The organism is Bartonella sp. ML69XJBT (assembly GCF_028618515.1).
GTDB lineage: Bacteria > Pseudomonadota > Alphaproteobacteria > Rhizobiales > Rhizobiaceae > Bartonella.
Genome location: NZ_JAQITB010000005.1, coordinates 97,437 through 120,464, shown reverse-complemented (window position 1 = coordinate 120,464; position 23,028 = coordinate 97,437). Strand labels below are relative to the sequence as shown.

The 23,028-nt window shown below is 38.1% G+C and carries 18 protein-coding genes, 3 tRNA genes and 2 pseudogenes; 12 read left to right on the top strand and 11 right to left on the bottom strand.

The genetic code is table 11. The features are described from left to right. The 3 genes and pseudogenes from PVV68_RS03160 to PVV68_RS03150 all read left to right on the top strand — a co-directional run. A pseudogene (locus PVV68_RS03160) lies at positions 1-815 on the top strand (late control protein); the annotation flags it as partial. 295 nt (positions 816-1,110) lie between these two features. After that, positions 1,111-1,851, top strand: coding sequence for an antA/AntB antirepressor family protein (locus PVV68_RS03155; protein WP_273782663.1), 741 nt, complete (start codon positions 1,111-1,113; stop codon positions 1,849-1,851). Continuing rightward, a complete protein-coding gene (locus PVV68_RS03150) occupies positions 1,848-2,126 on the top strand; it encodes a hypothetical protein (protein ID WP_273782662.1) in 279 nt (92 codons plus the stop codon). Before PVV68_RS03155 ends, PVV68_RS03150 begins: the two co-directional genes overlap by 4 nt. Before the next feature lie 51 nt (positions 2,127-2,177). Here PVV68_RS03150 and PVV68_RS03145 read toward each other — a convergent pair whose 3' ends face one another. Continuing rightward, positions 2,178-2,489, bottom strand: coding sequence for a DNA-binding protein (locus tag PVV68_RS03145; protein WP_273782661.1), 312 nt, complete (start codon positions 2,487-2,489; stop codon positions 2,178-2,180). Between the two features lie 12 nt (positions 2,490-2,501). Further along, positions 2,502-2,825, bottom strand: coding sequence for a type II toxin-antitoxin system RelE/ParE family toxin (locus tag PVV68_RS03140; protein ID WP_273782659.1), 324 nt, complete (start codon positions 2,823-2,825; stop codon positions 2,502-2,504). 106 nt (positions 2,826-2,931) lie between these two features. Here PVV68_RS03140 and PVV68_RS03135 point away from each other — a divergent pair, with 106 nt between their 5' ends. From PVV68_RS03135 to PVV68_RS03120, 4 genes are read left to right on the top strand one after another with little or no spacing between them, the layout of a single operon-like run. After that, positions 2,932-3,594, top strand: coding sequence for a lysozyme (locus tag PVV68_RS03135; RefSeq protein WP_273782657.1), 663 nt, complete (start codon positions 2,932-2,934; stop codon positions 3,592-3,594). Beyond that, entirely contained in the window at positions 3,591-3,818 is a 228-nt protein-coding gene (locus PVV68_RS03130; RefSeq protein ID WP_273756410.1) for a hypothetical protein, read from the top strand. The genes PVV68_RS03135 and PVV68_RS03130 overlap by 4 nt, the downstream gene beginning before the upstream one ends. Continuing rightward, on the top strand, positions 3,751-3,954 hold the full coding sequence (locus PVV68_RS03125; protein WP_273756409.1) for a hypothetical protein: 204 nt from the start codon (positions 3,751-3,753) through the stop codon (positions 3,952-3,954). Before PVV68_RS03130 ends, PVV68_RS03125 begins: the two co-directional genes overlap by 68 nt. After that, positions 3,947-4,159: a hypothetical protein gene (locus tag PVV68_RS03120; RefSeq protein WP_139413584.1), complete on the top strand. Its 213-nt coding sequence runs from the start codon at positions 3,947-3,949 to the stop codon at positions 4,157-4,159. Before PVV68_RS03125 ends, PVV68_RS03120 begins: the two co-directional genes overlap by 8 nt. A gap of 250 nt (positions 4,160-4,409) precedes the next feature. On the opposite strand, the gene PVV68_RS03115 is transcribed toward PVV68_RS03120, so the two are convergent. From PVV68_RS03115 to rplU, 4 genes are all read right to left on the bottom strand, one after another. Further along, a tRNA-Ser gene (locus PVV68_RS03115) sits at positions 4,410-4,499 on the bottom strand. Positions 4,500-4,957: 458 nt separating this feature from the next. Beyond that, on the bottom strand, positions 4,958-7,465 hold the full coding sequence (gene ptsP / locus PVV68_RS03110) for a phosphoenolpyruvate--protein phosphotransferase (RefSeq protein ID WP_273720291.1): 2,508 nt from the start codon (positions 7,463-7,465) through the stop codon (positions 4,958-4,960). 1,381 nt (positions 7,466-8,846) lie between these two features. Beyond that, positions 8,847-9,116, bottom strand: coding sequence for a 50S ribosomal protein L27 (rpmA, locus tag PVV68_RS03105; RefSeq protein ID WP_273720166.1), 270 nt, complete (start codon positions 9,114-9,116; stop codon positions 8,847-8,849). Positions 9,117-9,128: 12 nt separating this feature from the next. Beyond that, entirely contained in the window at positions 9,129-9,617 is a 489-nt protein-coding gene (rplU, locus tag PVV68_RS03100) for a 50S ribosomal protein L21 (RefSeq protein ID WP_273720167.1), read from the bottom strand. A gap of 298 nt (positions 9,618-9,915) precedes the next feature. Here rplU and PVV68_RS03095 point away from each other — a divergent pair. Continuing rightward, positions 9,916-10,005 (top strand) — tRNA-Ser (locus PVV68_RS03095). A 359-nt stretch (positions 10,006-10,364) separates the two neighbouring features. Here the strand turns inward: PVV68_RS03095 and PVV68_RS03090 are convergent. The 4 genes from PVV68_RS03090 to PVV68_RS03070 all read right to left on the bottom strand — a co-directional run bounded on the left by PVV68_RS03090 (position 10,365) and on the right by PVV68_RS03070 (position 17,499). Next, complete coding sequence (locus tag PVV68_RS03090; protein ID WP_273720168.1) at positions 10,365-10,754, bottom strand: VOC family protein; 390 nt, start codon at positions 10,752-10,754, stop codon at positions 10,365-10,367. 613 nt (positions 10,755-11,367) lie between these two features. Further along, positions 11,368-13,032: a glucose-6-phosphate isomerase gene (gene pgi / locus PVV68_RS03080; protein ID WP_273720170.1), complete on the bottom strand. Its 1,665-nt coding sequence runs from the start codon at positions 13,030-13,032 to the stop codon at positions 11,368-11,370. Between the two features lie 193 nt (positions 13,033-13,225). Next, entirely contained in the window at positions 13,226-16,360 is a 3,135-nt protein-coding gene (locus tag PVV68_RS03075; RefSeq protein WP_273720172.1) for an efflux RND transporter permease subunit, read from the bottom strand. After that, positions 16,357-17,499 (bottom strand): efflux RND transporter periplasmic adaptor subunit, encoded by a 1,143-nt coding sequence (locus PVV68_RS03070; RefSeq protein ID WP_273720174.1) that lies wholly within the window; start codon positions 17,497-17,499, stop codon positions 16,357-16,359. Before PVV68_RS03070 ends, PVV68_RS03075 begins: the two co-directional genes overlap by 4 nt. Positions 17,500-17,883: 384 nt before the next feature. On the opposite strand from PVV68_RS03070, the gene PVV68_RS03065 reads away from it, so the two are divergent. The 4 genes and pseudogenes from PVV68_RS03065 (at position 17,884) to PVV68_RS03050 (ending at position 22,445) form a co-directional block, all read left to right on the top strand. Then, positions 17,884-17,960 (top strand) — tRNA-Arg (locus PVV68_RS03065). A gap of 631 nt (positions 17,961-18,591) precedes the next feature. Next, on the top strand, positions 18,592-20,265 hold the full coding sequence (locus PVV68_RS03060; RefSeq protein ID WP_273720176.1) for a formate--tetrahydrofolate ligase: 1,674 nt from the start codon (positions 18,592-18,594) through the stop codon (positions 20,263-20,265). A gap of 216 nt (positions 20,266-20,481) precedes the next feature. Further along, positions 20,482-20,716: pseudogene (gene rpsU, locus PVV68_RS03055) on the top strand (30S ribosomal protein S21). Between the two features lie 1,147 nt (positions 20,717-21,863). Next, positions 21,864-22,445, top strand: a complete 582-nt coding sequence (locus PVV68_RS03050) for an SH3 domain-containing protein (RefSeq protein WP_273720178.1) — start codon at positions 21,864-21,866, stop codon at positions 22,443-22,445. Positions 22,446-22,512: 67 nt separating this feature from the next. On the opposite strand, the gene irrA is transcribed toward PVV68_RS03050, so the two are convergent. Continuing rightward, positions 22,513-23,007 carry an iron response transcriptional regulator IrrA gene (irrA, locus tag PVV68_RS03045; protein ID WP_273720180.1) on the bottom strand — a complete coding sequence of 165 codons (495 nt, stop codon included), beginning with the start codon at positions 23,005-23,007 and terminating at the stop codon, positions 22,513-22,515. Positions 23,008-23,028: the final 21 nt, after the last annotated feature.

Sequence of the window (23,028 nt, the reverse complement as noted above, 5' to 3'; positions counted from 1 at the left end):
CCGTTGCAAAACCCGTTGATGGAAAATTGGTACTTGCCAAACGGGGTGAAGGCAAAGCCATTACCGGTGAAACACTCCCTATTGTTGTTATCCATGAAAAACACTGTACCTCTTGGGATTTTAAATATAGTGCACGAGATGAAGCAGGTAGCGCCAATGGCTTAGCAACAGATGCAGGAGATGACCAAAAAGCCGCCGCTGATGCAAGGGAACCAGAAGAAATCGAGGAGAGTGAAGATGTAATCCATATGGATGACAGTGACAGAGCATCATCATCTGAATCGGAAAAAGCAGAAAAAGAATCTGAGAAAGAAGAAGACAAAGAGAAAAAGGGCGGTGTACTTGCAAGCTATCATGATGTACGCACTGGTGAGAAAAAGGAAGTTAAGGTTGGTAAAGAACCTTTTCATGAACTCAAATATACCTACCATAACCAATCAGAAGCGGTTGCAGCCATTGCTGCTTATCGCAACAAATCATCGCGTGGGAAATCTTCTTTCTCATGTGATATTGGTGGTGATCCCTTTGTGCAAGCAGAAGCAAAGCTTGTTCAAGAGCCCCCTTTCCGCTCCTACATTCCAGCAGAATGGCGCATCAAAAGCGTCAAACACAAGCTTGATAAGACGGGTGGATATACAACAAAAATAGAGTGCGAACTTTTTGATAAAGCCCAAGAAGATGCTGCAAAAAACGTAGCAAACACCATACCAGACAAAGACGATACCCTTGATCCAAACGCCCCACCCAATGCATGCGACGAAGGAGACGGCGTCATCCATATGGATGAGGAAGATATCAATCAGCATAAATATTAAAAATCACAGAAAGCTGCTTGACAATATGGCAACAATGTGTCTATTGTCGAATCAGGTGCCTAAGAAACACCTTAGAAAATACCAAGCGGACAAACTACCGAGATAGTTTATTTTCCGCACATTAAAGGCTTTGACTCATTGTATGTTACACGCATATAATGATCTTGTCGGGTGTGGTTATGCCATAAAATACCCTTTGAGGAAAAGCATAACGACGGACTTGGTACCGTGTTTCTTAGCACCCGGCGCTCTTTTTGAGTGTCATTAAGAAACCTCTATTACCAAGGAGTTCTTTATGAACACACTTATAGAAATATCAAAACAGGTTATTGATCAAGAAACTGTTCAAACAGTTAATGCGCGTGAGTTACATACATTTTTGGAAATAGGTAAAGATTTTTCCAATTGGATTACTGACCGTATCAAAAAATATAATTTATTAGAAAACCAAGACTTTGTTTGCTCGCCAAATTTGGCGAGCAAAGGCAGAGGTGGTCACAATCGTAAAGACTATCACCTCACCTTAAGTGTAGCCAAAGAACTTTCTATGGTTGAGAATAATAAGAAAGGAAGAGAAGCGCGTTTATACTTTATCAAATGTGAACGGCTTTTGAAACAAGTAGTGACACCACAAATAGATTACTCAACGCCTCAAGCATTACTGGGCGTCTTGAATCATCTACAAAGTCAAATCGAGCAAAAAGATCATGTTATTGCTGAATTGACTCCAAAAGCAGAGGCTTTGGATGGTTTAAAACGTTCGGATGGTTTGTTTGGTCTTATTGAAGCAGCAAAAATGTTAGAGGTACGACCAAAGGATTTAACGGATTACTTGCGTAAACATGATTGGGTCTATCGACGAGCTCCAGGGGCACCTTTATTACCCTATCAAGATAAGATCAAGAAAGGCTTCATGGATTGCCCTGCAATTACCATTCAGAGACCAGATGGGACAGAAAAGATACTGCCTTCAACAAAAATCACCTCCAGAGGATTGGCATGTTTGAGAGAACAAATCCATGGAGGTGTACAATGAATACCAGTATTGATTTTTTATGCGATTTGTGGATGGCATTATCTCAATTTTCTAGACATGAAAATATGAGTGACAAAGATTGTACTGCTCTGGTTGATACTATGAGTGTCATAGAAAAAGCTTTGATTTTAAAGCTTCAAAATGACGTGCCTAATATTACAAAGATTTTGGCAATCCTTACAGATTTTGGTTCTTCAGAACTACCGCATAGCATGGATTCTTTATTGCGCGCTTACGAGCCAGATTTAGATAACCCCATTAAAAAGGTTGCTTAAAGTAAAATATGCCCTTCCCCATCTTTAAGGTGGGGAAGTAGCAAACTCAGATTAAAGGTGTGAAACCGGTCGTTCAAGAGGCTGTACAGCCAAGCGAAATCCCATAGTACGCAGTACAGCATTCAAGCTACGGAACTCTGGATTACCTTTTTCTGAAAGTGTCCGGTAAAGTTGTGTTGGATTTAGGTTGGCTGCTTTAGCGACAGCTTGAACACCACCATAGGCTTTTGCCATTTGACGAAGTGTTACAAGCAATTCCCCCTGGTCACCATCTGCTAGGATTGCATCAAGGGTCGCTGCTGCTACTTCAGGGTCATCATGGAATATTTCTGCCATTGCATCATCATGGCTACGGTCTTTCATCTTTGCACTCCTTTAATCTTCACGGTTTTGCCAATCGTACCAACAAGCACATGCACGAGTGATATCGGTGTCTTGTGTTTTTTTAGTACCACCGCATAAGAGCAATAATACGGTCTTGCCAGACTGGGCATAATAAACGCGGTAACCAGGACCAATATTCATACGCAATTCATAGACACCATCACGAAGCGGTTTGAAATCGCCAAAGTTTCCTTGCTCTAAACGATTAAGACGGCGAATAATTGCAACTTTAGCCTGCACATCACGCAGCTTTCGCAGCCAATCAGTTATCAAGTCTTTGCCATCAGAGGTAAGGTAGTGACGTATTTCAAACATAATCTATATTCGTTTATAAACGAACATTTGTCAAGATGGAAAAAAATTTATTTTTAGATTTTCACTCAGCCTCACCTTGTGTGGGGCTTTTTTTATGGAGAACTTTATGCGGAAAATATCACAAGAAGGGCTTGCTCTCATACAACAATGGGAAGGCTTGCGCCTCAATGCTTATAAAGACGCCATCGGGGTATGGACCATCGGTTATGGACATACCAACAGTGCTGGTAAACCTTTTGTCCACAAAGGCATGACAATTACTGAAAAACAAGCCGAAGAACTTCTTTGTAAAGACTTAAGACAATTTGAAAATACCGTTGAACAAGCGGTTCAAGTTTCCTTAACCGATGAACAATTCGCAGCCTTGGTCTCCTTTTGCTATAATGTAGGAACAGGAGCCTTTTGCAATTCGACCCTATTAAAAAAACTCAATAACGGTGAATATGAAGCAATCCCAACCGAATTACAGAAATGGACCAAAGCCGGTGGTAAGCGCTTGCAAGGTCTTGTCCACCGACGTGTCGCAGAAGCAGGCTTATGGGCAAAAGGGGCATTTGTTTCCTCCAACTATCAAACCGTAGAAACACAAGCACCAACAGGGCTTTTCAAAGCCGAAGCCATTGCACCAATTATTGGTTCTTTCTCAGGTCTTGGCGGCTTACTAGCAGGCAATGGACCAGTGCAATGGGCTTTGGCAACCATTATGATCTTAGCGGCATGTGCTGGTATTTTCTTTGTTGCTAAACGTTTTCAAGAGCACCGCCTATGATGTTCTGGATGAAAAAAAATCTCTTGCTCACAGGTGCGGCACTAGCCGCTTTTTTTATGGCTTTGGCCAAAGCTTTTACCCTTGGCAAAAAGAGTGAACAGCAAAAGCAAACAGAAAAAACTTTAAAGGCAGCAACAACACGGCTGGAGGTGGAAAATGAAGTTAATCAGAAAAGCGATGCTGATGTGCGCACTGCTCTCTCTCGCTGGTTGCGCGACAAATAAGTATGTCTCTTGTGTTGGTTGGTTGCCTATTTATTTAGAGAGGCAAGATGTTAACGTTATCAGTTCAAACTTAGCAAGAGATATCTTAAAACATAACACCCTAGGTGAACGTTTGTGTGGATGGGAACATGGCTAGAAGAAAAACAAGAGACGATATAGAGCTTACAGAAGCGGAAAAAGAAATCCTTCAAGAAATCATCATGACCTACAAAAGTGTAAAAGTGATGTCGCGTTATACGAAATGGATTGTACTTATTATACTCTTATTAGCGCTTGATTTTTCACGTATCCTAGATGCCATAGAGAGTATTTTTACACAAAAACCAAATATCCGACTCTAAACATACTCTGAGACGCGCGAAATTCTTTAGAAAATGGTTTCTTAATTTTGCACGTCTCATGGAGGCTATCAATAATAGCTTTACACATTTAAAATAGTGGATTTCAAAGAATTATTAGAAAATGTTGGAGGAAAAAGATGAGCTTTGTAACGGTATGTTGGAAAATCCTATTCCCGAACTTTTGTTAACGCTCCCGAACCTTTAAAAAGATTACAAAGAATCAATATGTTATACATAGAAGAAAATTGGATGGCGGAGAGAGAGGGATTCGAACCCTCGATATGATTTCTCATATACACGCGTTCCAGGCGTGCGCCTTCAACCACTCGGCCACCTCTCCAGAGGTTTGAACACTATACCCAGAAAGAAATAACGTGCAAGCCTAAACTATATACTCAAAATTTAAAAACAACTTTATTTACCAAAATAAGATGGGATACTTATTGAAATACAAGCACATCCTCTCCTTTTAAGAAGAAAATTTTTCCGTGGATATAGACAGCTAAATATGATCACTAATAAATCAGTCAGTTCTAGCTCACGCACTATCTTTTTACTCATGAATAACACTATTATTGATTACACTGCCTAATGTTTTTTTAACAAAGCATTACTCAAAACTCGTTATCACTCATTGCCTCTCATAATCAGCTAAATAAAGGGCTGTATTAATCTGTGGTTCTCCAACATTTAAATATGCTTCATAGATATAATAAAATTCATTCTAACAAAAACAATTCATAATGCGCTTGCTTTTTCAAATTGCAATTTGGCGCACTCTCCTCCTCTTAAAGTTTCTTATTGCTTTATATCATTGCTAAGGGTGCGTACAGCTCGCGCAGTCTCACACTGTAATGCTTTTTTTGCTAAAATTTTCATATCTTCAAAACTATGAGCTTGCAAACACGCTTTGACTGAAGCAATATCACAGGATATCATAGAAAGTTCATTAATTCCCAATCCAGTCAAAATCATTGCTGCAAAAGGATCGCCAGCCATACCGCCACAAACACTAACCCAACACCCGTGTTTTTCTGCGCCTTGAACCGTTTGATGTATCATGCGTAAAACTGCTGGATCAAGACTATCAGCTTCAGAAACGAGATAAGGATTTTGTCTATCAACAGCCATTGTATATTGTGTTAAGTCATTGGTTCCAATCGAAAAAAAATCAACATAAGCACTTAAAACATCTGCCATAATGGCAGCTGCTGGAACTTCAATCATAATACCAAGCTTTAATTTTGGTGCATCAATATCGTTGCGAATTTCTTCTGTGATCTTTTTTATAGACAAAATTTCTGAAACAGACATGACCATTGGAAATAAAATCCATAGATCTCCACCTTCTTTTGCAACTCGATAGAGAGCACGTAACTGAGGAACCAAAAGATCACGTCGTCGCAACAAAAGCCGCGTTCCCCTAACACCCAAAAAGGGGTTGTCCTCTTTAGACAAATGTAAATGTGTAACCTGTTTATCCCCACCAATATCAAGTGCGCGAACAATTAATGGCTTATCCCCTACTGCTGCAATCATCGCACGGTACACATCAAATTGTGCATCTTCATCTGGAATATGTGGACTATCTAAAAACAAAAATTCTGTACGCATGAGCCCAACACCCTCTGCCCCCAAATCTAGTGCAATAGGAACCTGATTTGCGTAGTTGACATTAGCCATGATACGAATTCTTTGGCCATCTGTCGTTTGTATTGGTAATTTACACACACCTATCTCACCGTCACGCTTTTGCGTGGCAATACTTATCTGCCTTTGAGCATCCTCAACATCTTCAGCAGCAGGATCAAGATAAACAAACCCGTTATCGCCATCAATAATAGCTTGAACACCACACTCAACTGATAAAACATCTACACCCATAGCGACAACCATGGGAATACCAAGAGTACGTGCCAAAATAGACGTATGAGAAAGTGGACCTCCCCATGCCGTTGCTAACCCTTGTACTTTTGTACAATCAAGCTGCGCTACATCAGAAGGAGAGAGATCATCCGTAACCAGAATAACACCACGTGGAATATCATTTAAAAAAAATGATCTATAAGATGGATTGATTTCTCCTAAAACACGACGACCAACATCAATTAAATTAACAGCACGTCCTGCTAATATAGGATTGTCTATCTTAGAGAACATATCTGCAAATTGCCGAACAGCTCTATCCCAAGACCAAGCGACACCATGACCTTCTGCCATAAAACGATAAGCTTGAGCTATCAAATTTTCATCTTCAAGCAAAACCATTTGTGCAGAAAAAATCGCAGCCGAATCTGCACCCATACGCGCTGTAATATCAGCAATAACAGATGCCATTTTATGTTTTGTTTTTGTAAGAGCATTTTCAAGACACGCTGCACCAACTGCAAAACCTATTGGCTGATCTATTATGGAAATATTGTTTTTCTTTAAAACAAAAATCTTGCCAAAAGCTAACCCTGAACTTGCCCCAACACCAGAGATCTCTTTTTGTCTGAAACGTGGATACCAACCATGAAAAGTCTTTGTTTGAGATTCCATTTCTCTCACCATACACTTTTCACTTATACTCACTTTCTTCACAACAGAAATCGCATTCTTAAGAAGTTGTATACCTTCTACAGCATCCGTTGAAAAAATGAGAACATCACCATTTTTTGCTCCTAATTGCAATAAACCAACCAAATTTTTCATTTCAACGGCATATTGACCGTGGCGAACTCTGATAGAGTTTTGAACTTTTTTCGCAAAATCAACCCAAAGAGAAGCTGGGCGTGCATGAAGGCCACTTGGATAATCTAAAGTCCATGCTAGACACACTGAAAGATCACCTATAGATGCCTTTCCTATTTTCACGTCCTTACCAAAAAGAGTTGTGACAATCTGTTGTTTGTCAGCAGTTGTCAAAAGTGTTTCAAGCCGTTCCTTATCAAATAAAAGAGGTGTTAACTGTTGGCAAATTTCTCTATAGCGATCCGCACAAGCAGCAATGGCAATAACCAAACGCGCCTTATTTCCATCCCACCACTCAACACCAGCAGGAATCTGTATAACAGCAATAGCATCCCTGATAATCAAATCACCACTTTCAAACATTCCGTGGGGAATTGCTATACCATTCCCAAACCAAGTATTCGTTATTGCTTCACGTTTGAGCATACTTGCTAGATAACATTTGTTAACGGCACCAACCTGTACAAGCAATTCAGCAGCAGCATGAATCACATCATGCTTATGATCAAAAGTAGCTGCAAGCTGTACAGATCTGATAGACAAGATTTCACCCTCATTAAAATCTGTATCCATTGCCTCTACTTCCTCACGTCTCATAATAAATTTAAACTGCCTCACATTTAAGTATGAATCTGCCTGATCAATTTCATTTCAAAGCCGCAGTTTTCAAAAATACAAACGATCAATAACACTACAATTTGCCTCTGTTATACGGAAGATAACTTAAGTAAAGTATCCAACTGCCCCAACATGACTGATTCAATAATTAGAGAACAACGGCACCAAAATTGCCCTAAAACTATCATAGACAAATATGATTTTCCTTCTGTACTTCACAAAGACAAATGCCCCGCTCTTTACATACCCAACTTACTAAAAAACTATTTTTAAAAATGCTCCCACTCTCCCAAGTTACTCTATATAACTTGTCATTATTCCCCATTACTAAGAAAGCCACTCCCCCATCATCTGCAAATTTAACTGATCTCCTCTCAACTCAGCAAGCCATATTTCTCTCTTTGCTTCTCTCTGATCCACTACAGAACACAAATACCTACACGTCATTTTCCTCTTTAAAATCCGGCGTCGCTAAATATCTCATAACATAAAATCCTCACCATATCACTTTAACGATATCATATGTTTTCCTTTCTCAAATCAATAATGCAACCACATAGCCCCTCTGTCTCCGCACCAGTTAAGTATCTCTCCCTAAAAATATGTGAGATTGCTAAAGAAAATAAAATTATAAAATGAAAAACGCTTTTAGCTTAGATCAATCTTCTCTTAAATACTGATAGAATTTATGTTCATACCATCCCATAATAGATAGATCAAAAAAACTTCGATATCACTGATTACATACCTGTCATTTCGATCATCTCAAACAACGCCTCCTTAAAGGTGATTTCCTCTCTTCTAGATTGTTCTTCCCTAAAAACATTTCATTTCAAAATAGTTTTGATCAACACTTTGTATAACCTCTTTTAAATATTTTTTCTCTCCTAAACGGATAACCCAATCAATATCTATAACCGTTTAAAGAATATTTATGTACACCCTTAACCTCTGCAAATTTGTTCACCCTTACCCAAATGATCAAGCAAATATTCCCATCAAATTTCTCTAAAATTCTCTGAAAATATAAATTATTGAGCATTTTTTGCACGTCAAAAGAAAAAATCTTCCCACTCATATTATACACCAATTTATCGGAAAGTTCTATCACCGTATCAACGTCTTCATTACAAACTCAATAGAGTCGTCATTTTTTCATTATTTGAGAAAAATAGTTGCCTAAACTCTACCATTTCAATTATCTACATGCTTCTGTGTTTATTATACCATCAACAAAAAAAAGGGAAAGATAGTATCCTATCTTTCCCTTTTTAATATTCATGATCTTACCACTAAATTCTAATGAAATTTCGGCTTATATAGAAAATATTATAATCTATTCTGATGCCTCTCCCACAGGAATGACCGAAACATAGGAACGATTATTGGCTTTTCTTTGAAAAGAAACTACGCCATTTGACAGTGCAAAAAGGGTATGGTCTTTTCCAATACCAACATTGTTACCAGGATGCCAGCGTGTACCACGCTGGCGAATAATAATATTTCCAGCGATAACGGCTTCACCACCAAATTTTTTAACGCCAAGACGTTTCGATTCTGAATCGCGACCATTACGCGAGGAACCACCAGCTTTTTTATGTGCCATGGACGTTCTCCTTTAATCTTCTTTATTCTTTGATGCTCCTGCCGCTTTTTTGGGCGGCATAGTCTTTTTTTCAGCTGCTTTCTTAGCTGTTTTTTTAACAGAAGGAACCGCTTTTGTTTCCTCTTTTAATGCAGTTGCTTCTTCTTTTTCTTTAATTGGTTTTGTTGCTGCTTTTTTAGGTTTTGCACCACCCATTAACACTTCTAAAATACGCAGTGTTGTTAGCTCTTGGCGATGACCACGCGTACGTTTCGAATTTTGACGACGACGCTTCTTAAATGCAATAACCTTACGTCCACGTATTTGCTCTACAATTTCAGCCGTAACTAAAGCATCCGCAACAACAGGAGCACCAATAACCGCATCACCCTCTTGCCCTACCATCAATACATCATTAAATTCAATGATGTCACCGGCAGTGCCAATAATTTTTTCAACTCTCACCACTTGGTTAGCAATAACGCGGTATTGCTTACCACCGGTTTTAATGACTGCGAACATTTTTTATCCTTTCGTTCACTCCAGCTCTTATTTAATTCTTATTGAATTTCTACCTTATCAATAAGAAAAAATAGGCCGCTTTTTATCAGTCGTATTAGATTTTAAAAGAAGGACAAAATATCCCTCTAAACACAAATATGCGCAGATTTATCCACGCTTGCATTTTGCGTATATGACCGAATTTCTCTTCTCTGTCAATAAAGTCATATAAAAAAACAAAAAAGGGTTGTACTAAGAGCAATTGAAGTTTATCTACCCGTCATATACTCAAACAGTGTAAATCTTATTGTACTTTTACGGAGAGATGGCTGAGTGGTTGAAAGCACCGCACTCGAAATGCGGCATAGGGGCAACTCTATCGGGGGTTCAAATCCCTCTCTCTCCGCCAAAGTGCTCAATAAAGCGTTTTTTTAATATTTTTTGTAGCTTGCCAGCAGGTTTTGTACCAATTCATTTTTTTCACGGTGTTTTAAAGGGGGTCTCAAAGGGTCTTCAAAGACCTTTCAAAGATCATTTAAAGCCTCTTTAATGAGTCTTTATTTTTCTCTCTTAAAGATCGCAATTTTTGATGATCCGTCGTGAGCAGGAATCTTATTAAAAGAATCGTATGATTTAAGAAGCAGCATGCATAAAATGGCATAGTTTCCTTTAGCATAAAATGTGTGATAGCTTTTCGGATTTCTGAGGCATTATTAAAATAACAAAAGAAGCTTTGAGGAATTCAAGTTGACCGAATTGCATTTCAATTTAATCTAGTGGACAAACACGAATAATATGGCCGTCGGGATCTTTGATGAGGAAGGTACGTCCAAATATATCAGTATACGGTTCTTTCAAGACATTTATCTCAACGGTGGTCTGCTCTTGCCATTCCGCATATAGCTTATCTACGTCCTCTCCATGAGGCAACATAATGCCAATTTCTGAAAAACGAGGCATATTTTCCTCAGGTGCATCGCCCCCAGACCAGAGTGCAAAGAGTGCATCACCCGAAGAAGCAAATGCAACATAGCGTGGCGAGATGAATACAGGCTCTTTCTTGAAGATGAATTTGTAAAAAGCGGTAGAATGCTCTACGTTTGATACGTATACCAACTGTAGATTTGGGGTAACAGGATAAGTAGGAATATTACTCATAAATTCTCCATGATTTAGTAGCTGTTGCTTGACACGATATACCTTATTAGAGGATCTTTCAACAAGAGTTTGTGATGCTTCCATTGGCAGTGTGCTCTATTTATATCTTTTTACTCGCTTATTGCTCGAAGCCGCTACTTTATAGTCTTCTCTAACCTGATTTTGCTACCAATATAAGCAACAGCTGATGTGATAGGATCAACCGATTTTAATTTTTATGATTGTCCGCTCTTTGTTGATTTTCTGCTGCTAAAATTCAATTAGCAAGCAATGTATGAATGATACATGTGCATAAAATGGTGGGTTATCATGCATTCTTCTCTCATAGATCCCTTTTCCATCTCATTAAGAACGACTATAACTTATGTTGCGACACTGTATTGATTTATAATGGTAATTTACCTTTTTGTATGTTGAATGAGAGTCTCGAATATTGTAGAGTGCTCTCCTTTTACGTCATAAGCTGAGGATGAGGGTGTGAATTAAAAAATACAAATGCTTTTTATAGACTATTAAATACAAGGATTATCGCAATATTTTGAGCTGATAAATAGAATGATGCTGGCTTATTCTCTCATAAGCGTAAAGATGGTGGTACACAATGGATTCTGCGTTATTTTGCACGTCTTGCCTGGATATGTGCTAACAATCCTAATGTTGAGCTATCGCGTTTATCTGCTTTATTTTCTCCGCGAAGTATTGGTAACAATTCATCTGCTAATTCTTTACCAAGCTCAACCCCCCATTGATCAAATGAATTAATGTCCATTAAAATACCTTCGACAAAAATACGATGCTCATAAAGTGCGATGAGACGACCGAGCGCGAAAGGTGTCAATAAATCCTGAATCAACATAATACTGGGGCGGTTTCCTGCAAAGCTTCTATGAAGTGCTAATTTATCCGCTTCACACGCATCAATGCCATTTTTTAAAAGAATACGCCGCGTATCTTCGACACTGCGTCCTTTCATTAAGGCCTTGGATTGCGCTAAGCAGTTTGCTACCAACATATCATGCATAGGACATAAATTTTGCTCATGTCCTTTGATAAACAAAATAAATTCTACAGGAATAATATCTGTTCCTTGATGCAAAAGCTGAAAAAAAGCATGTTGACCATTGGTTCCTGAATCACCCCAAACAACTGGACCACTTGAAAAATTTAATGGTTTGCCTTCCAAAGAAACTTGCTTACCATTGGATTCCATATCAAGTTGCTGTAAATAAGCTGGAAAATGCTCTAAACGTTGTGCATAGGGAATAATAGCACGTGATGAATAACCACAAATAACACGATGCCAAAATCCTAAAAGTGCGAAGCGAATAGGAATATTTTTATGGAAAGCCATTGTTTTAAAATGTTGATCCATTTGGAGAGCGCCTTGGAGAAACTGACGAAAATTATGCCCCCCTATTGCTAACATCACAACAAGACCAATAGCTGACCAAATTGAATAACGCCCTCCAACCCAATCCCAAAATCGAAAAACTCTCGAAGAATCTATGCCAAATTCCTCTACTTTATCAAGGACACTCGAAACAGCAACAAAATGTTTACAAACAGCCGTTTCCCCTAAATGTGAACGAATCCATTGACGTGCAACTTGAGCATTTGCCATTGTTTCAGCCGTTGTAAAAGTTTTAGAAGCAATGACAAATAGCGTTGTTGCTGGTTTCAAAACAGAGAGAACATCAAAAATATCTGCACTATCCGCATTAGAAACAAAATGGCAATGGGGACCATCATGATAGGGTTTTAATGCACGTGTAACCATTGCCGGTCCAAGATCAGAACCACCAATACCAATATTTACAATATCGGTTATCTTCTCACCACTGTGCCCCTTATAGCTGCCATCACGCACTCTTGCAGAAAATCTTTCCATATCATGGAGAACAGCTTGAATATCCTGAATCAAATCATGGCCATCCAACATGAAAACTTCATCAGCAGGTAAACGGAGTGCAATATGAAGAACTGAGCGCTTTTCCGTTGTATTAATAGCTTGCCCCGAAAACATTGCTTCACGCCTGCCTAACACATCTGCTGCAACAGCCAAATCATCTAGGAGTTGTAATGTTTTAAACGTTACGCCACATTTTGAAAAATCAAAAAGGAGATCGTCAAGTCTTAAAAAAAAATGGGAAAAACGCTGTTTATCTTCCAAAAAATGCCTACGGATGTCACTCACACCATCCTTTGTAGCGTGTTCTCTTAAAGCCTTCAAAGTACCCTCAAAAGCTTTCTCGTTCCGTAGCGACAAACGATCTTTCATAGATTTATCCCATACAGTTATTGACAATGAAATCTACACACAAAACGCATCATAAAATAGCGAATACCTCCTTTATTACTCATCCTTTTACTGCTCACATACAAAATGAAGGGGTATAAAGAAGAAAAAATAAGACCCGAAAACGACATTTTTAAAACAAATAAAAAACTTCTCAATCTTTTTATCAAATGTATCATTCAACTTGGCTGAGTTCTGTTGCTAAACGTACCGCTTCTTCTGCTTTTCGTCTTACAAAACTTCCAAGAAAAAGATAAACAACCGGTGTGACATACAACGTAAAAATAGTTGCTAAACCCAGACCACCAACAATAACCCAACCTAAAGCTACACGTGCTTCGGCACCAGCACCTTTGGCTAATACTAAAGGAATTCCTCCTAAAATGGCACAAATCATCGTCATACAAACTGGACGAAGACGAATATTGGCTGCTTCTTCTACGGCTTCACGAACAGTTTTGCCTTGATCTCGTAATTGATCTGCAAACTCAACAATGAGGATACCATTTTTGGCCATAACTCCAATCAACAAAATCAAGCCAATTTGACTGTAAATATTAAGGCTGACACCGCTCAACAACATAGCAATCACAGCGCAACCAATCCCTAATGGTACGGTCGCCATGATAATAAATCCTGAAATAAAACTTTCAAACTGTGCAGCTAAAACCAAGAGGATAATCACAAAGGCAATTCCAAACACAATCATAAAATTGGAAGATGTTTCATCAAGCGTTGCCGCCTCCCCTAAAGGAACCACATAGTTCCCTTTTGATAACAGAGGAGCAGCAATTTTTTGTACAGTCTGATAAGCGTCCCCTAAAACAACACCTGGAGCAAGATTGGCACTTAAAATAACAGCATTCATACGTTTTTCCCGTTTTAATTGGGGCGCAATAGCTTTTTCATGTAAATTTGCAATGACGGATAAAGGAACATATTGATTTCCTTTTGTTTTTAAAAAGATATTTTCCAAATCATGAGGACTTCTCATAGGATTCTTCCGCGAAGTCAGTTTAACATCATAAGAATGATCATCTATATAGATGGAACCTATCTTTTTACCATCCAACATTGCTTGTAATGTATTGCCCAAATTAGTGATATCAATCCCTAAATCCGCAGCTTTTTCTCGATTCATTTCAATAAAAAATTGTGGTTGCGTTGCATCAACAGTAAGACGTGGACGAATAAAATGTGGATCAGCTTGTAGGGCACTCACAAGCTGATCAGCAATTGGCTGCAATTTTGTGTAATCATTGCCAAGAATTGCAAATTGCAACCCTTGCCCTGTTCCTCTCACACCTAAAGAATTTCCCTGTGCTGCAAACACAAAAACTGCTGGAAACTGTCTTACCTTTGCATTAACATCTTTTACAATCTCTTGTTGACTACGCAAGCGTTTATCCCAAGATGAAAGCAACAAAACCAAAAAAGCAGTATTGGGCGAACCCCCAATCCCCGCAATAGAGTAGCTATTAACAATCTCTCCAGCATCACGTAAAGGTTGTAAACTTGCTTCAATCTGCTCTACTTGCTCATTGAGATATTGTGTTGAAATACCCTGTGGTCCATTAATGACTAAAAAGATAAGAGCCCTATCTTCTGCTGGTGTTAATTCCTGTTGTAATTTCGTATAGCCTCCAACACAAAGACACGCGAAAATAAGCGAAGCAAAAACAACTGTCCAAGGCCTTTCTAAACATTTATGCAAACTATAAGCATACCATTTGCTAAAAAAAGAGCCTAATTTATCCAGAAAAGCAAAGTAATGTTCCCCTTCTCCATTACCCTCAACATGTCCCTTAAGAAAGCGTGAAGCTAACATGGGACAAAGCGTCAAAGCTACAATAGAAGAAAGTAGAATCGAAATTGCTAATACAAAACCAAATTCTCTAAAAAGTCCCCCTACTTGCCCAGGAAGAAATGAAATAGGCACAAAAACAGCAACGAGAGTTAATGTTGTTGCTAAAACAGCAAAAAATACTTCCCTTGTTCCTAACACTGCTGCTGCCCGAGAACCTAATCCCATATTACGCCACCGAACAATATTCTCAAGCACAACAATCGCATCATCCACCACGAGCCCTGTTGCCAAAACAAGTCCCAAAAATGTGAGAATATTCAACGAAAATCCTACAAGATAAATGGCAGCAATTGTACCAATCAAAGCAACAGGAATAGATAAAGCGGGAATAAGTGTTACACGAATATCTCTCAGAAAGAGAAAAATAACTAAGATAACGCTGAGAATAGCAATAATCAGTGCAACCTCAACCTCATGAAGTGCACTTTTAATAAAAAGTGCATCATCACTAATAACACTCATATGCACAGAAGAAGGAACAACAGTTTTAAGATGATCAAGAGCTTCTCGAACACCTTGAGAAATATTAAGGGTATTGGATTGTGCTTTACGCACAATCCCCAACCCAATGCCTGTCTTTCCATTGATACGAAGAATAACTGTTTCCACATCAGGTGATAAAGTAACATGCGCAACATCACCAAGATGCACATGTGGTTTTAAAACAACTTGTTCAAAAGCTTCTGATGTCGTTAAACGCGCGGTAGCACGTACAATTAAAGTCTGCTTAGAATTACGTAATGACCCTACCGGTACATCCGTTGCCATATCAGAAAGTACACGTGAAATATCTGCTACAGTTAACCCATAGCTAGCAAGCTTTGCTTGATCAACATCAATTTGAAAAATCTTTGTACCAGCACTATCAACCTGTACATCACCAACACCATCAACAGCGGACAGTGCATCGACAATTTGGTCATTTACAACCGTTGTTAAATCATCAATATTCATGGTTGATGAAGTCACAACCAAATACATCATCGCAGCAGCATTCGAATCTGCTTTAATAATCATAGGTGAATCAGCATTTGGAGGCAAAGAATAAGCAATACGAGAGAGAGCATCACGAATATCAGATGCTGCAATATTTAAATCAACCCCAACATTAAAATGAACCTCTACACGAGAACGGCCAAAAGAAGAACTTGAAGAAATCGTTTTAACACCTGAAACACGAGCAACAGCATCTTCTATAACTTTTGTAATTTCTCGATCAATTGTTTCCGCCGATGCACCAGAAAAAGTGGTCATAATTGTCGTTACTGGAGTATCAACATCGGGGAGTTCGCGTACATCAACATTCAACCATGCAGCAAACCCTGCAATCATAATCATCGCATTCAAAACAAAGGTGAAAACTGGTCTGCGAATAAATAATGCAATCATCCCACCTTGATCGACCTGTGCTAAAGGATGTTTGGTGCTCAATTCTTGACTCATTGTACATCCTGCTCACGAAATGTTGATAATTGCTGTTGATCAGTTTTTGGATCATCAATAATCACTTGGCTTCCTGAATGAAGCATCTGCACTCCCTGTATGACAACTTGATCGCCATTTTTTAAGGAGGCTTTCACAAATACCTGATCTGCTTTATGCTGAATAATTGATACTGGAACGGATTCTACCTTACCCTCCCTTACACGCCAAACAAATGATCCTTTGCTGTTCCATTGAATTGCAAGAGGATTCACAACAGGGAAAGAACCTCCATGAAATTGCAAAGCAATAGAAAAAGACATACCAGACATGAAGGTATCTTTTTCATTCTTGATTTTAACCTGAACATGAAGTGTACGGCTTTCTGGATCAACGATATTATCAATCGCATGAATATAACCAACAAAAATTTTATCAGGCTGTGCTGTTAATGTCGCTGTTACTTCATCTCCTTTATGGATATGCGATATGTAACGTTCAGGAACCCATATATCGACTAAAATACGTTCTCTATTCTCAATACGACCTATTACGGTATTAGGAGTCACAGCATTGCCTTCACCAATGGGTAAAATGCCAATAACTCCACTAATTGGTGCTCGAATTATTCGCCTATCAAGATCTAACTCAGCATTACGCAAAGCCAAATTTGCGTTATCCAGTTCTAAGTGGGCAGTAATCTCCTGAACCTCTGTTGCTGTTTTGCTGGCACGTAATTTAAGAATACGTGAAAGTGTTAGCGCACTATTATCACGTTGTACTTTTGCTTTTGCAACTGCTATTTCTTCCTTTTTAGAATCAAGCTTTGCAATTACATCACCCACTTGTACTTTCGTACCAGCTGACACAAAAATCTTATCAACAATGCCTGATGACCAAGGCGTTAATTCTACAAAAGCTAATGCTTGTCCACTGCCAAGCGCATTCAACTGTTCATAAAAATCTTTAATTTTTACAAGATCAACAACAACATGCGTTGGCGGACTACCGCTAGGCATTTTTGAAGTTTTATGCGATATATTTATCGTTTTATCCACTACAGAAATGCGTTGCTGTGAACTTTGTTTGCCTGCCCAATAAGTAACCATCAAAACGATAACGAGAAATACCAGTGGAAAGGCTTTTTTAAACAGCTTCATACATCTACCCTTGCTGTGTCATGAATATGTAAATTTATCTGAAACAGTCCTTAACAGTAATATCCGAGTTTCATACAACAACCGAACTGCAGGTAGCGCATCTTACCCCCCCACCGCAAAAAACATATCTCATGTTTCGTTTGACTATCTTTCGTAAACGAAAAGGTCAAGTTAACTATCGTTCATCTTAAATGATACTGTTTACAAAATACAAAAACAACCGTCTCAAAATCCAACTAAAACCTGAAAATAGAGCAGCCTTTTTAAAAATATATCATAAACGGAGAGGTAAAATTTTTATTTCCACCAAGTTTTGCTTGCAATTCCTTCATGAAACGATTAGGAACCCTTTGTCTTAGGTAAGATAGAAAATTGGGAATCTATGCACCCGTAGCTCAGCTGGATAGAGCACCAGACTACGAATCTGGGGGTCAGGAGTTCGAATCTCTTCGGGTGCGCCACTTTTATAAATCTCTATTTTCCTCAGTAGTGGGGTTTAATAATACTTCTTTTATTGAACTATTTCCCATTGTATTTGTGGCGTTGTCAGATTGCATCATACTTGCTCCTTAATAATTGCGAATCAAAGCTTCTTTTCGAGATATTTTTAGATACAGCGGATATTTAATGCGTTTTCATTCCTCAATAATGGAAATCTTTGCAAATTTTTTGCATTTCTTAAAATGCAAAATAAAATATTTTATCTTCTTTTGAAAAAATCTTCACCCTTAAAAAATTACAAAACTTTTCAAGCTATAACATTCTTCCTTCATAATATGAGGAAAATTGAGAAGAATGCGTTGTAATGAGCTCCAAAAACGCAACGGTTCATTCTCATGAACAGTTTCTAATATAAATGCATTTTTTCTCAATCACGTACCCTTTCTCAAAGCTTATCAGAATTAAAAATGGAGGGATTCTTTATTTTAAATTATAACATTTCTTTCACTCTAGTATTCCTTAGTATTCCCTCTTCCACAGTATGTCATCAATTTTTATGATGTCTTGTACCCTTTTATTCTATAGGTTATCTTGTCTGATTATAGTACACGCTCTCAATGTCAACAAAAGCCAAGTTTAAAGGGTTCTTCCATGCCTAAAACAGATATTGAAATTGCTCGCACTGCTCAAAAGCAACACATTACTGAAATTGCAAAAAAAATCGGTATTGCCCCTGAAAATCTCATTCCTTATGGACATGATAAAGCTAAAATTTCTTCTGCATACATAAAATCACTCAATAAAAATCCGGATGGGAAACTTATCCTTGTTACAGCTATAAATCCAACACCTGCTGGAGAAGGAAAAACAACAACAACGGTTGGTCTTAATGATGCTCTCAATCTCATCGGAAAAAAAACCATAGCCGCCTTGAGAGAACCATCTTTAGGTCCCTGTTTTGGTATCAAAGGTGGTGCTGCTGGAGGTGGTTATGCTCAAGTCGTACCGATGGATGATCTTAATTTACATTTTACCGGTGATTTTCATGCTATTACAGCGGCTCATAATCTTCTTGCTGCAATGATAGATAACCATATCTACTGGGGAAATACTCTGAATATCGATCCTCGTCGCATTGTTTGGAGACGAGTCCTTGATATGAATGACCGTACATTGCGTGACATCGTCACTTCCTTGGGTGGAGTAACCAATGGTTTTCCTCGCCAGACTGGCTTTGATATTACTGTTGCATCAGAAATTATGGCGCTTTTTTGCCTTGCCAACAATCTAGAAAATCTTATGCAAAGACTCAAAAAAATTATCGTTGCTTATCGTTATGATAAAACACCTGTGACAGTTGCTGATCTCAATGCAGAGGGAGCAATGACAGTTCTTCTTAAAGATGCTATGCAACCTAATCTTGTACAAACAATCGAAAATAATCCTGTTCTTGTGCATGGAGGACCTTTTGCCAATATTGCTCATGGCTGTAATTCAGTTATAGCAACCAAAACCGCTTTAAAACTTGCTGATTATGTTGTCACAGAAGCAGGATTTGGAGCCGATCTTGGAGCAGAAAAATTTTTCAATATAAAATGTCGACAAGCAGGTATTATCCCGAATGCTACAGTAATTGTCGCAACAATTCGTGCATTAAAAATGAATGGTGGTGTGAATAAAAATGATCTGACAAAAGAAAATATTGCCGCTTTAGAAAAGGGTGCAGCCAATCTTTTACGACATATCAAAAATATGGAATACTATGGTATTCCATGTGTCGTCGCACTTAATCATTTTGATACCGATAGCGATGCTGAAATAAGTACGTTACAAAAAATAGTTGCAACAACCGGACATAAGGCTATTATTTGTAAACATTGGCAACAAGGGGGCAAAGGCGCAGTAGCACTTGCACAGGAACTCGTTGCCTTAATTGAAGAAAAAGATTCTCATTTCAAAGTTTTATATCAAGATGATCTTCCTCTCGTTCAGAAAATTAATTCCATTATAAAAAATATCTATGGTGGTCGTGGAGCTATGATCTCTGCCCCTCTTCTCAAGCAGCTTGAATGTTGGGAAAAAGAAGGTTATGGCACATACCCTATTTGTATGGCTAAGACACCCTATTCTTTTTGTGCTGATCCTACTCAATACGGAGCTCCTGTTGATTTTGAAATTCCTATACGTGAAGTTCGTCTTTTAGCAGGTGCAGGCTTTATTGTTGTCATTTGCGGAGATATCATGACTATGCCTGGCTTACCGCATTACCCTGTTGCTGAGAAAATTTATCTTGATGAAAATGACCAGATACAAGGACTCTCATAAGCTTATATCTGTAAATTCAATCATTCATTATGAAAAGTATCCGACAGCAAAAAAATAAAATTTTAAAAGCGATATAGACAAACACTTTCTTTATGTGGTATGTGTACCTGTATTGTGCGTATAATGTACGTATGATGTATGTCCTTTTAGATATCTATTTAAGAGAGACTAGTTTTTTCTATTATTGTATGACAGTGAAACAAAGTAGGATAGATAGTGCAAGTACTCGTTCGTGATAATAATGTTGATCAAGCGCTACGCGCATTGAAGAAAAAGATGCAGCGTGAAGGTATCTTTCGTGAAATGAAAATGCGTGGTTATTATGAAAAGCCATCGGAAAAACGTGCTCGTGAGAAAGCTGAAGCTGTTCGCCGTACACGTAAGCTTGCTCGTAAACGTGCGCAAAGAGAAGGTGCTGTTTAATAACGGTCGAGCTTGTGCGATAAAGTAGTGTTTTTTGCTCTATAGAATTTCGTAGCAATAACAGTGGGTAAAGTGTTCAAATAATTTAGTACGATGAGAGGTATTCTTTATCGTTTTTGGTTTTGTTCATCTGCTGTTGTGCGTTGGTACGTTGTTTAGATCGTAGCGGTTAGTCTTCGTTATAATGAGTGGGTTTATTTAGCTCTTCATTATGCCGTGTGTGGGAGCTGTTTGCTATCACGCAGAGTATAACATAGTGTAGAGATTTTTCTACCTCTTAATATTATTTTTTCTTCATATGTACATTCTTTTGAGGATTTTATTATTTTCTACTCACTCTTTAGCATCTTTCAAATTCTCTTAATCAGCTCAAATCACGAATTATAATTAGCTATGACAATATGCAATTGAGCGTGTAGAAGGTATAAATATCCGACATGCAGTCTTTCTCCTTAACATTTATTAAATGAGACAATAAAACTCTATGATCTTTGGTGTTTCATGACAATTTGGAATTCATGAGAAGCTCTTATAGGCTCCTGTATTTGCTTTACCGCACTCTAGCATTACTCATTAAACAAATAGTGTTATTTTATAACCAAAATAAAAAGCTTGTAAGAAATGTTAGCATCCGAAATTGTCTCATGTTTGTGAAATTATAGCCTCTCCCATTTTGGTTTATCCTCAATAGTGCGAATGCTTTTGTATTTGAACATCTCATTGAGAGCATATTTCTCTCTCTTCTAAAACTGCTTTTCAAGTTACATGCTTATTTCTCTATTGAGCTCTCATTGAACAGTTTTTTAACCATAAGACAAATACAGCTTTTGCATCATTTGATGAAATAAATCAAATAGGTAGGCACAATACCTTACCGCAAATCTGTTTATAAAAGCTGATATAACTCGTATACACTTCAATCCACTCAATATTTATCTCAATCATATAACTGGATGAAAAATTCACTGTTGATTTAAAGGTACCCTCTCATACATAAAGAAAACATTAAGCAGTTTAAATTTTTATCTTAACTTATTCCATGATTCTTGTAACCATTTCCTTATTGTTTAGATCTCTTTAACTAGCAGTGTGCCATAGCTTTTATCAGTTCTCAATTCTCTCTTTCAGATCTTAGATTGCCAATATAGAGAAACAAAAAAATTAAAGGTTTAAGTGTGCAATATTCTCGTTGGTTTCGATTCTCAGTACTCACATCATGTATCCTCACAGCAGGTGTTTTTGTATTCAATTCCCCTCGTTTTGTGCACGCACAAACAGTCAATCAAAATTCAGGGCAAAACTCAGGGCAGAATTTAGGACCAAGTGGTTTACCACTGCCACGGTTTGCTTCCATTAAACCTACCCGTGTGAATGTGCGCATCGGACCAGGAAGCAATTATACTATTCTCTTTACCTACAAAAAACAGGGGCTTCCTATTGAAATTATTCAAGAATACGACCAATGGCGCAAAATTCGTGATACTGAAGGTGATGAGGGGTGGATCTATCAATCGCTTCTCTCTGGAAAAAGGACCGCTATAACCATTCCATGGCAAAAAGATAAAACAAAAAGGCTGATGCTACGCAAAAGTCCCGCAGACAACGCAGAACTTGTAGCAGAAGTAGAGCCCAATGTCATTGGTAATATTCGCCAATGTAATGGACAGTGGTGCGAACTAAGCATCAATAATATCCGAGGCTGGCTTCCTCAATCCCTGTTATGGGGGATCTATCCTGATGAAAAAGTAAATAATTGATGAACGTTTTAACCAATAAAGCTTAATTTTTATCTCTTATTGAACTCTCTCATGTTCTGTAATCAAATTAGCTTTTCGGTTTTAATCGAACTATCAAGTCAACATGTGAGATTTCCATACCTTCTGGTGGTTTAGGCAAATTCCCAATAATAGGCGCTTCTCCTAAATCGCAAGGAATATCAAGAATACGATTTTCACCTTCTATATAAAAGTGGTAGTGATCAGATGTATTGGTATCAAACCAAGTTTTCGAACCTTCTACAGCAATAATCCGTAATAACCCCGCTTCCGTAAATTGATGGAGCGTATTATAAACCGTTGCCAAAGATACAGGCACACCTGCCTTTACCGCTTCTTCATAAAGCTCTTCAGCAGCAATATGACGGTTACCTTGAGAAAAAATCATATGAGCAAGTTCTAACCGCTGACGTGTTGGTCGCAAACCATTTTTACGCAAATACTTTTCTAACGTAGAAATCGAATAATAACGTATAACCTTCTCACAATCTTTTGCAGGCTGCTGCTCTTGATTGAAAATGAAATTGTCTGCGTTCACTGACATGTTTAAAACCACAATATAATT

Excerpts from the sequence above, each read along its gene's own strand:
- PVV68_RS03155 (WP_273782663.1), top strand. The coding sequence starts at position 1,111 with ATGAACACACTTATAGAAATATCAAAACAGGTTATTGATCAAGAAACT.
- PVV68_RS03150 (WP_273782662.1), top strand. The coding sequence starts at position 1,848 with ATGAATACCAGTATTGATTTTTTATGCGATTTGTGGATGGCATTATCT.
- PVV68_RS03145 (WP_273782661.1), bottom strand. The coding sequence starts at position 2,489 with ATGAAAGACCGTAGCCATGATGATGCAATGGCAGAAATATTCCATGAT.
- PVV68_RS03140 (WP_273782659.1), bottom strand. The coding sequence starts at position 2,825 with ATGTTTGAAATACGTCACTACCTTACCTCTGATGGCAAAGACTTGATA.
- PVV68_RS03135 (WP_273782657.1), top strand. The coding sequence starts at position 2,932 with ATGCGGAAAATATCACAAGAAGGGCTTGCTCTCATACAACAATGGGAA.
- PVV68_RS03130 (WP_273756410.1), top strand. The coding sequence starts at position 3,591 with ATGATGTTCTGGATGAAAAAAAATCTCTTGCTCACAGGTGCGGCACTA.
- PVV68_RS03125 (WP_273756409.1), top strand. The coding sequence starts at position 3,751 with ATGAAGTTAATCAGAAAAGCGATGCTGATGTGCGCACTGCTCTCTCTC.
- PVV68_RS03120 (WP_139413584.1), top strand. The coding sequence starts at position 3,947 with ATGGCTAGAAGAAAAACAAGAGACGATATAGAGCTTACAGAAGCGGAA.
- ptsP (WP_273720291.1), bottom strand. The coding sequence starts at position 7,465 with ATGGATACAGATTTTAATGAGGGTGAAATCTTGTCTATCAGATCTGTA.
- rpmA (WP_273720166.1), bottom strand. The coding sequence starts at position 9,116 with ATGGCACATAAAAAAGCTGGTGGTTCCTCGCGTAATGGTCGCGATTCA.
- rplU (WP_273720167.1), bottom strand. The coding sequence starts at position 9,617 with ATGTTCGCAGTCATTAAAACCGGTGGTAAGCAATACCGCGTTATTGCT.
- PVV68_RS03090 (WP_273720168.1), bottom strand. The coding sequence starts at position 10,754 with ATGAGTAATATTCCTACTTATCCTGTTACCCCAAATCTACAGTTGGTA.
- pgi (WP_273720170.1), bottom strand. The coding sequence starts at position 13,032 with ATGAAAGATCGTTTGTCGCTACGGAACGAGAAAGCTTTTGAGGGTACT.
- PVV68_RS03075 (WP_273720172.1), bottom strand. The coding sequence starts at position 16,360 with ATGAGTCAAGAATTGAGCACCAAACATCCTTTAGCACAGGTCGATCAA.
- PVV68_RS03070 (WP_273720174.1), bottom strand. The coding sequence starts at position 17,499 with ATGAAGCTGTTTAAAAAAGCCTTTCCACTGGTATTTCTCGTTATCGTT.
- PVV68_RS03060 (WP_273720176.1), top strand. The coding sequence starts at position 18,592 with ATGCCTAAAACAGATATTGAAATTGCTCGCACTGCTCAAAAGCAACAC.
- irrA (WP_273720180.1), bottom strand. The coding sequence starts at position 23,007 with ATGTCAGTGAACGCAGACAATTTCATTTTCAATCAAGAGCAGCAGCCT.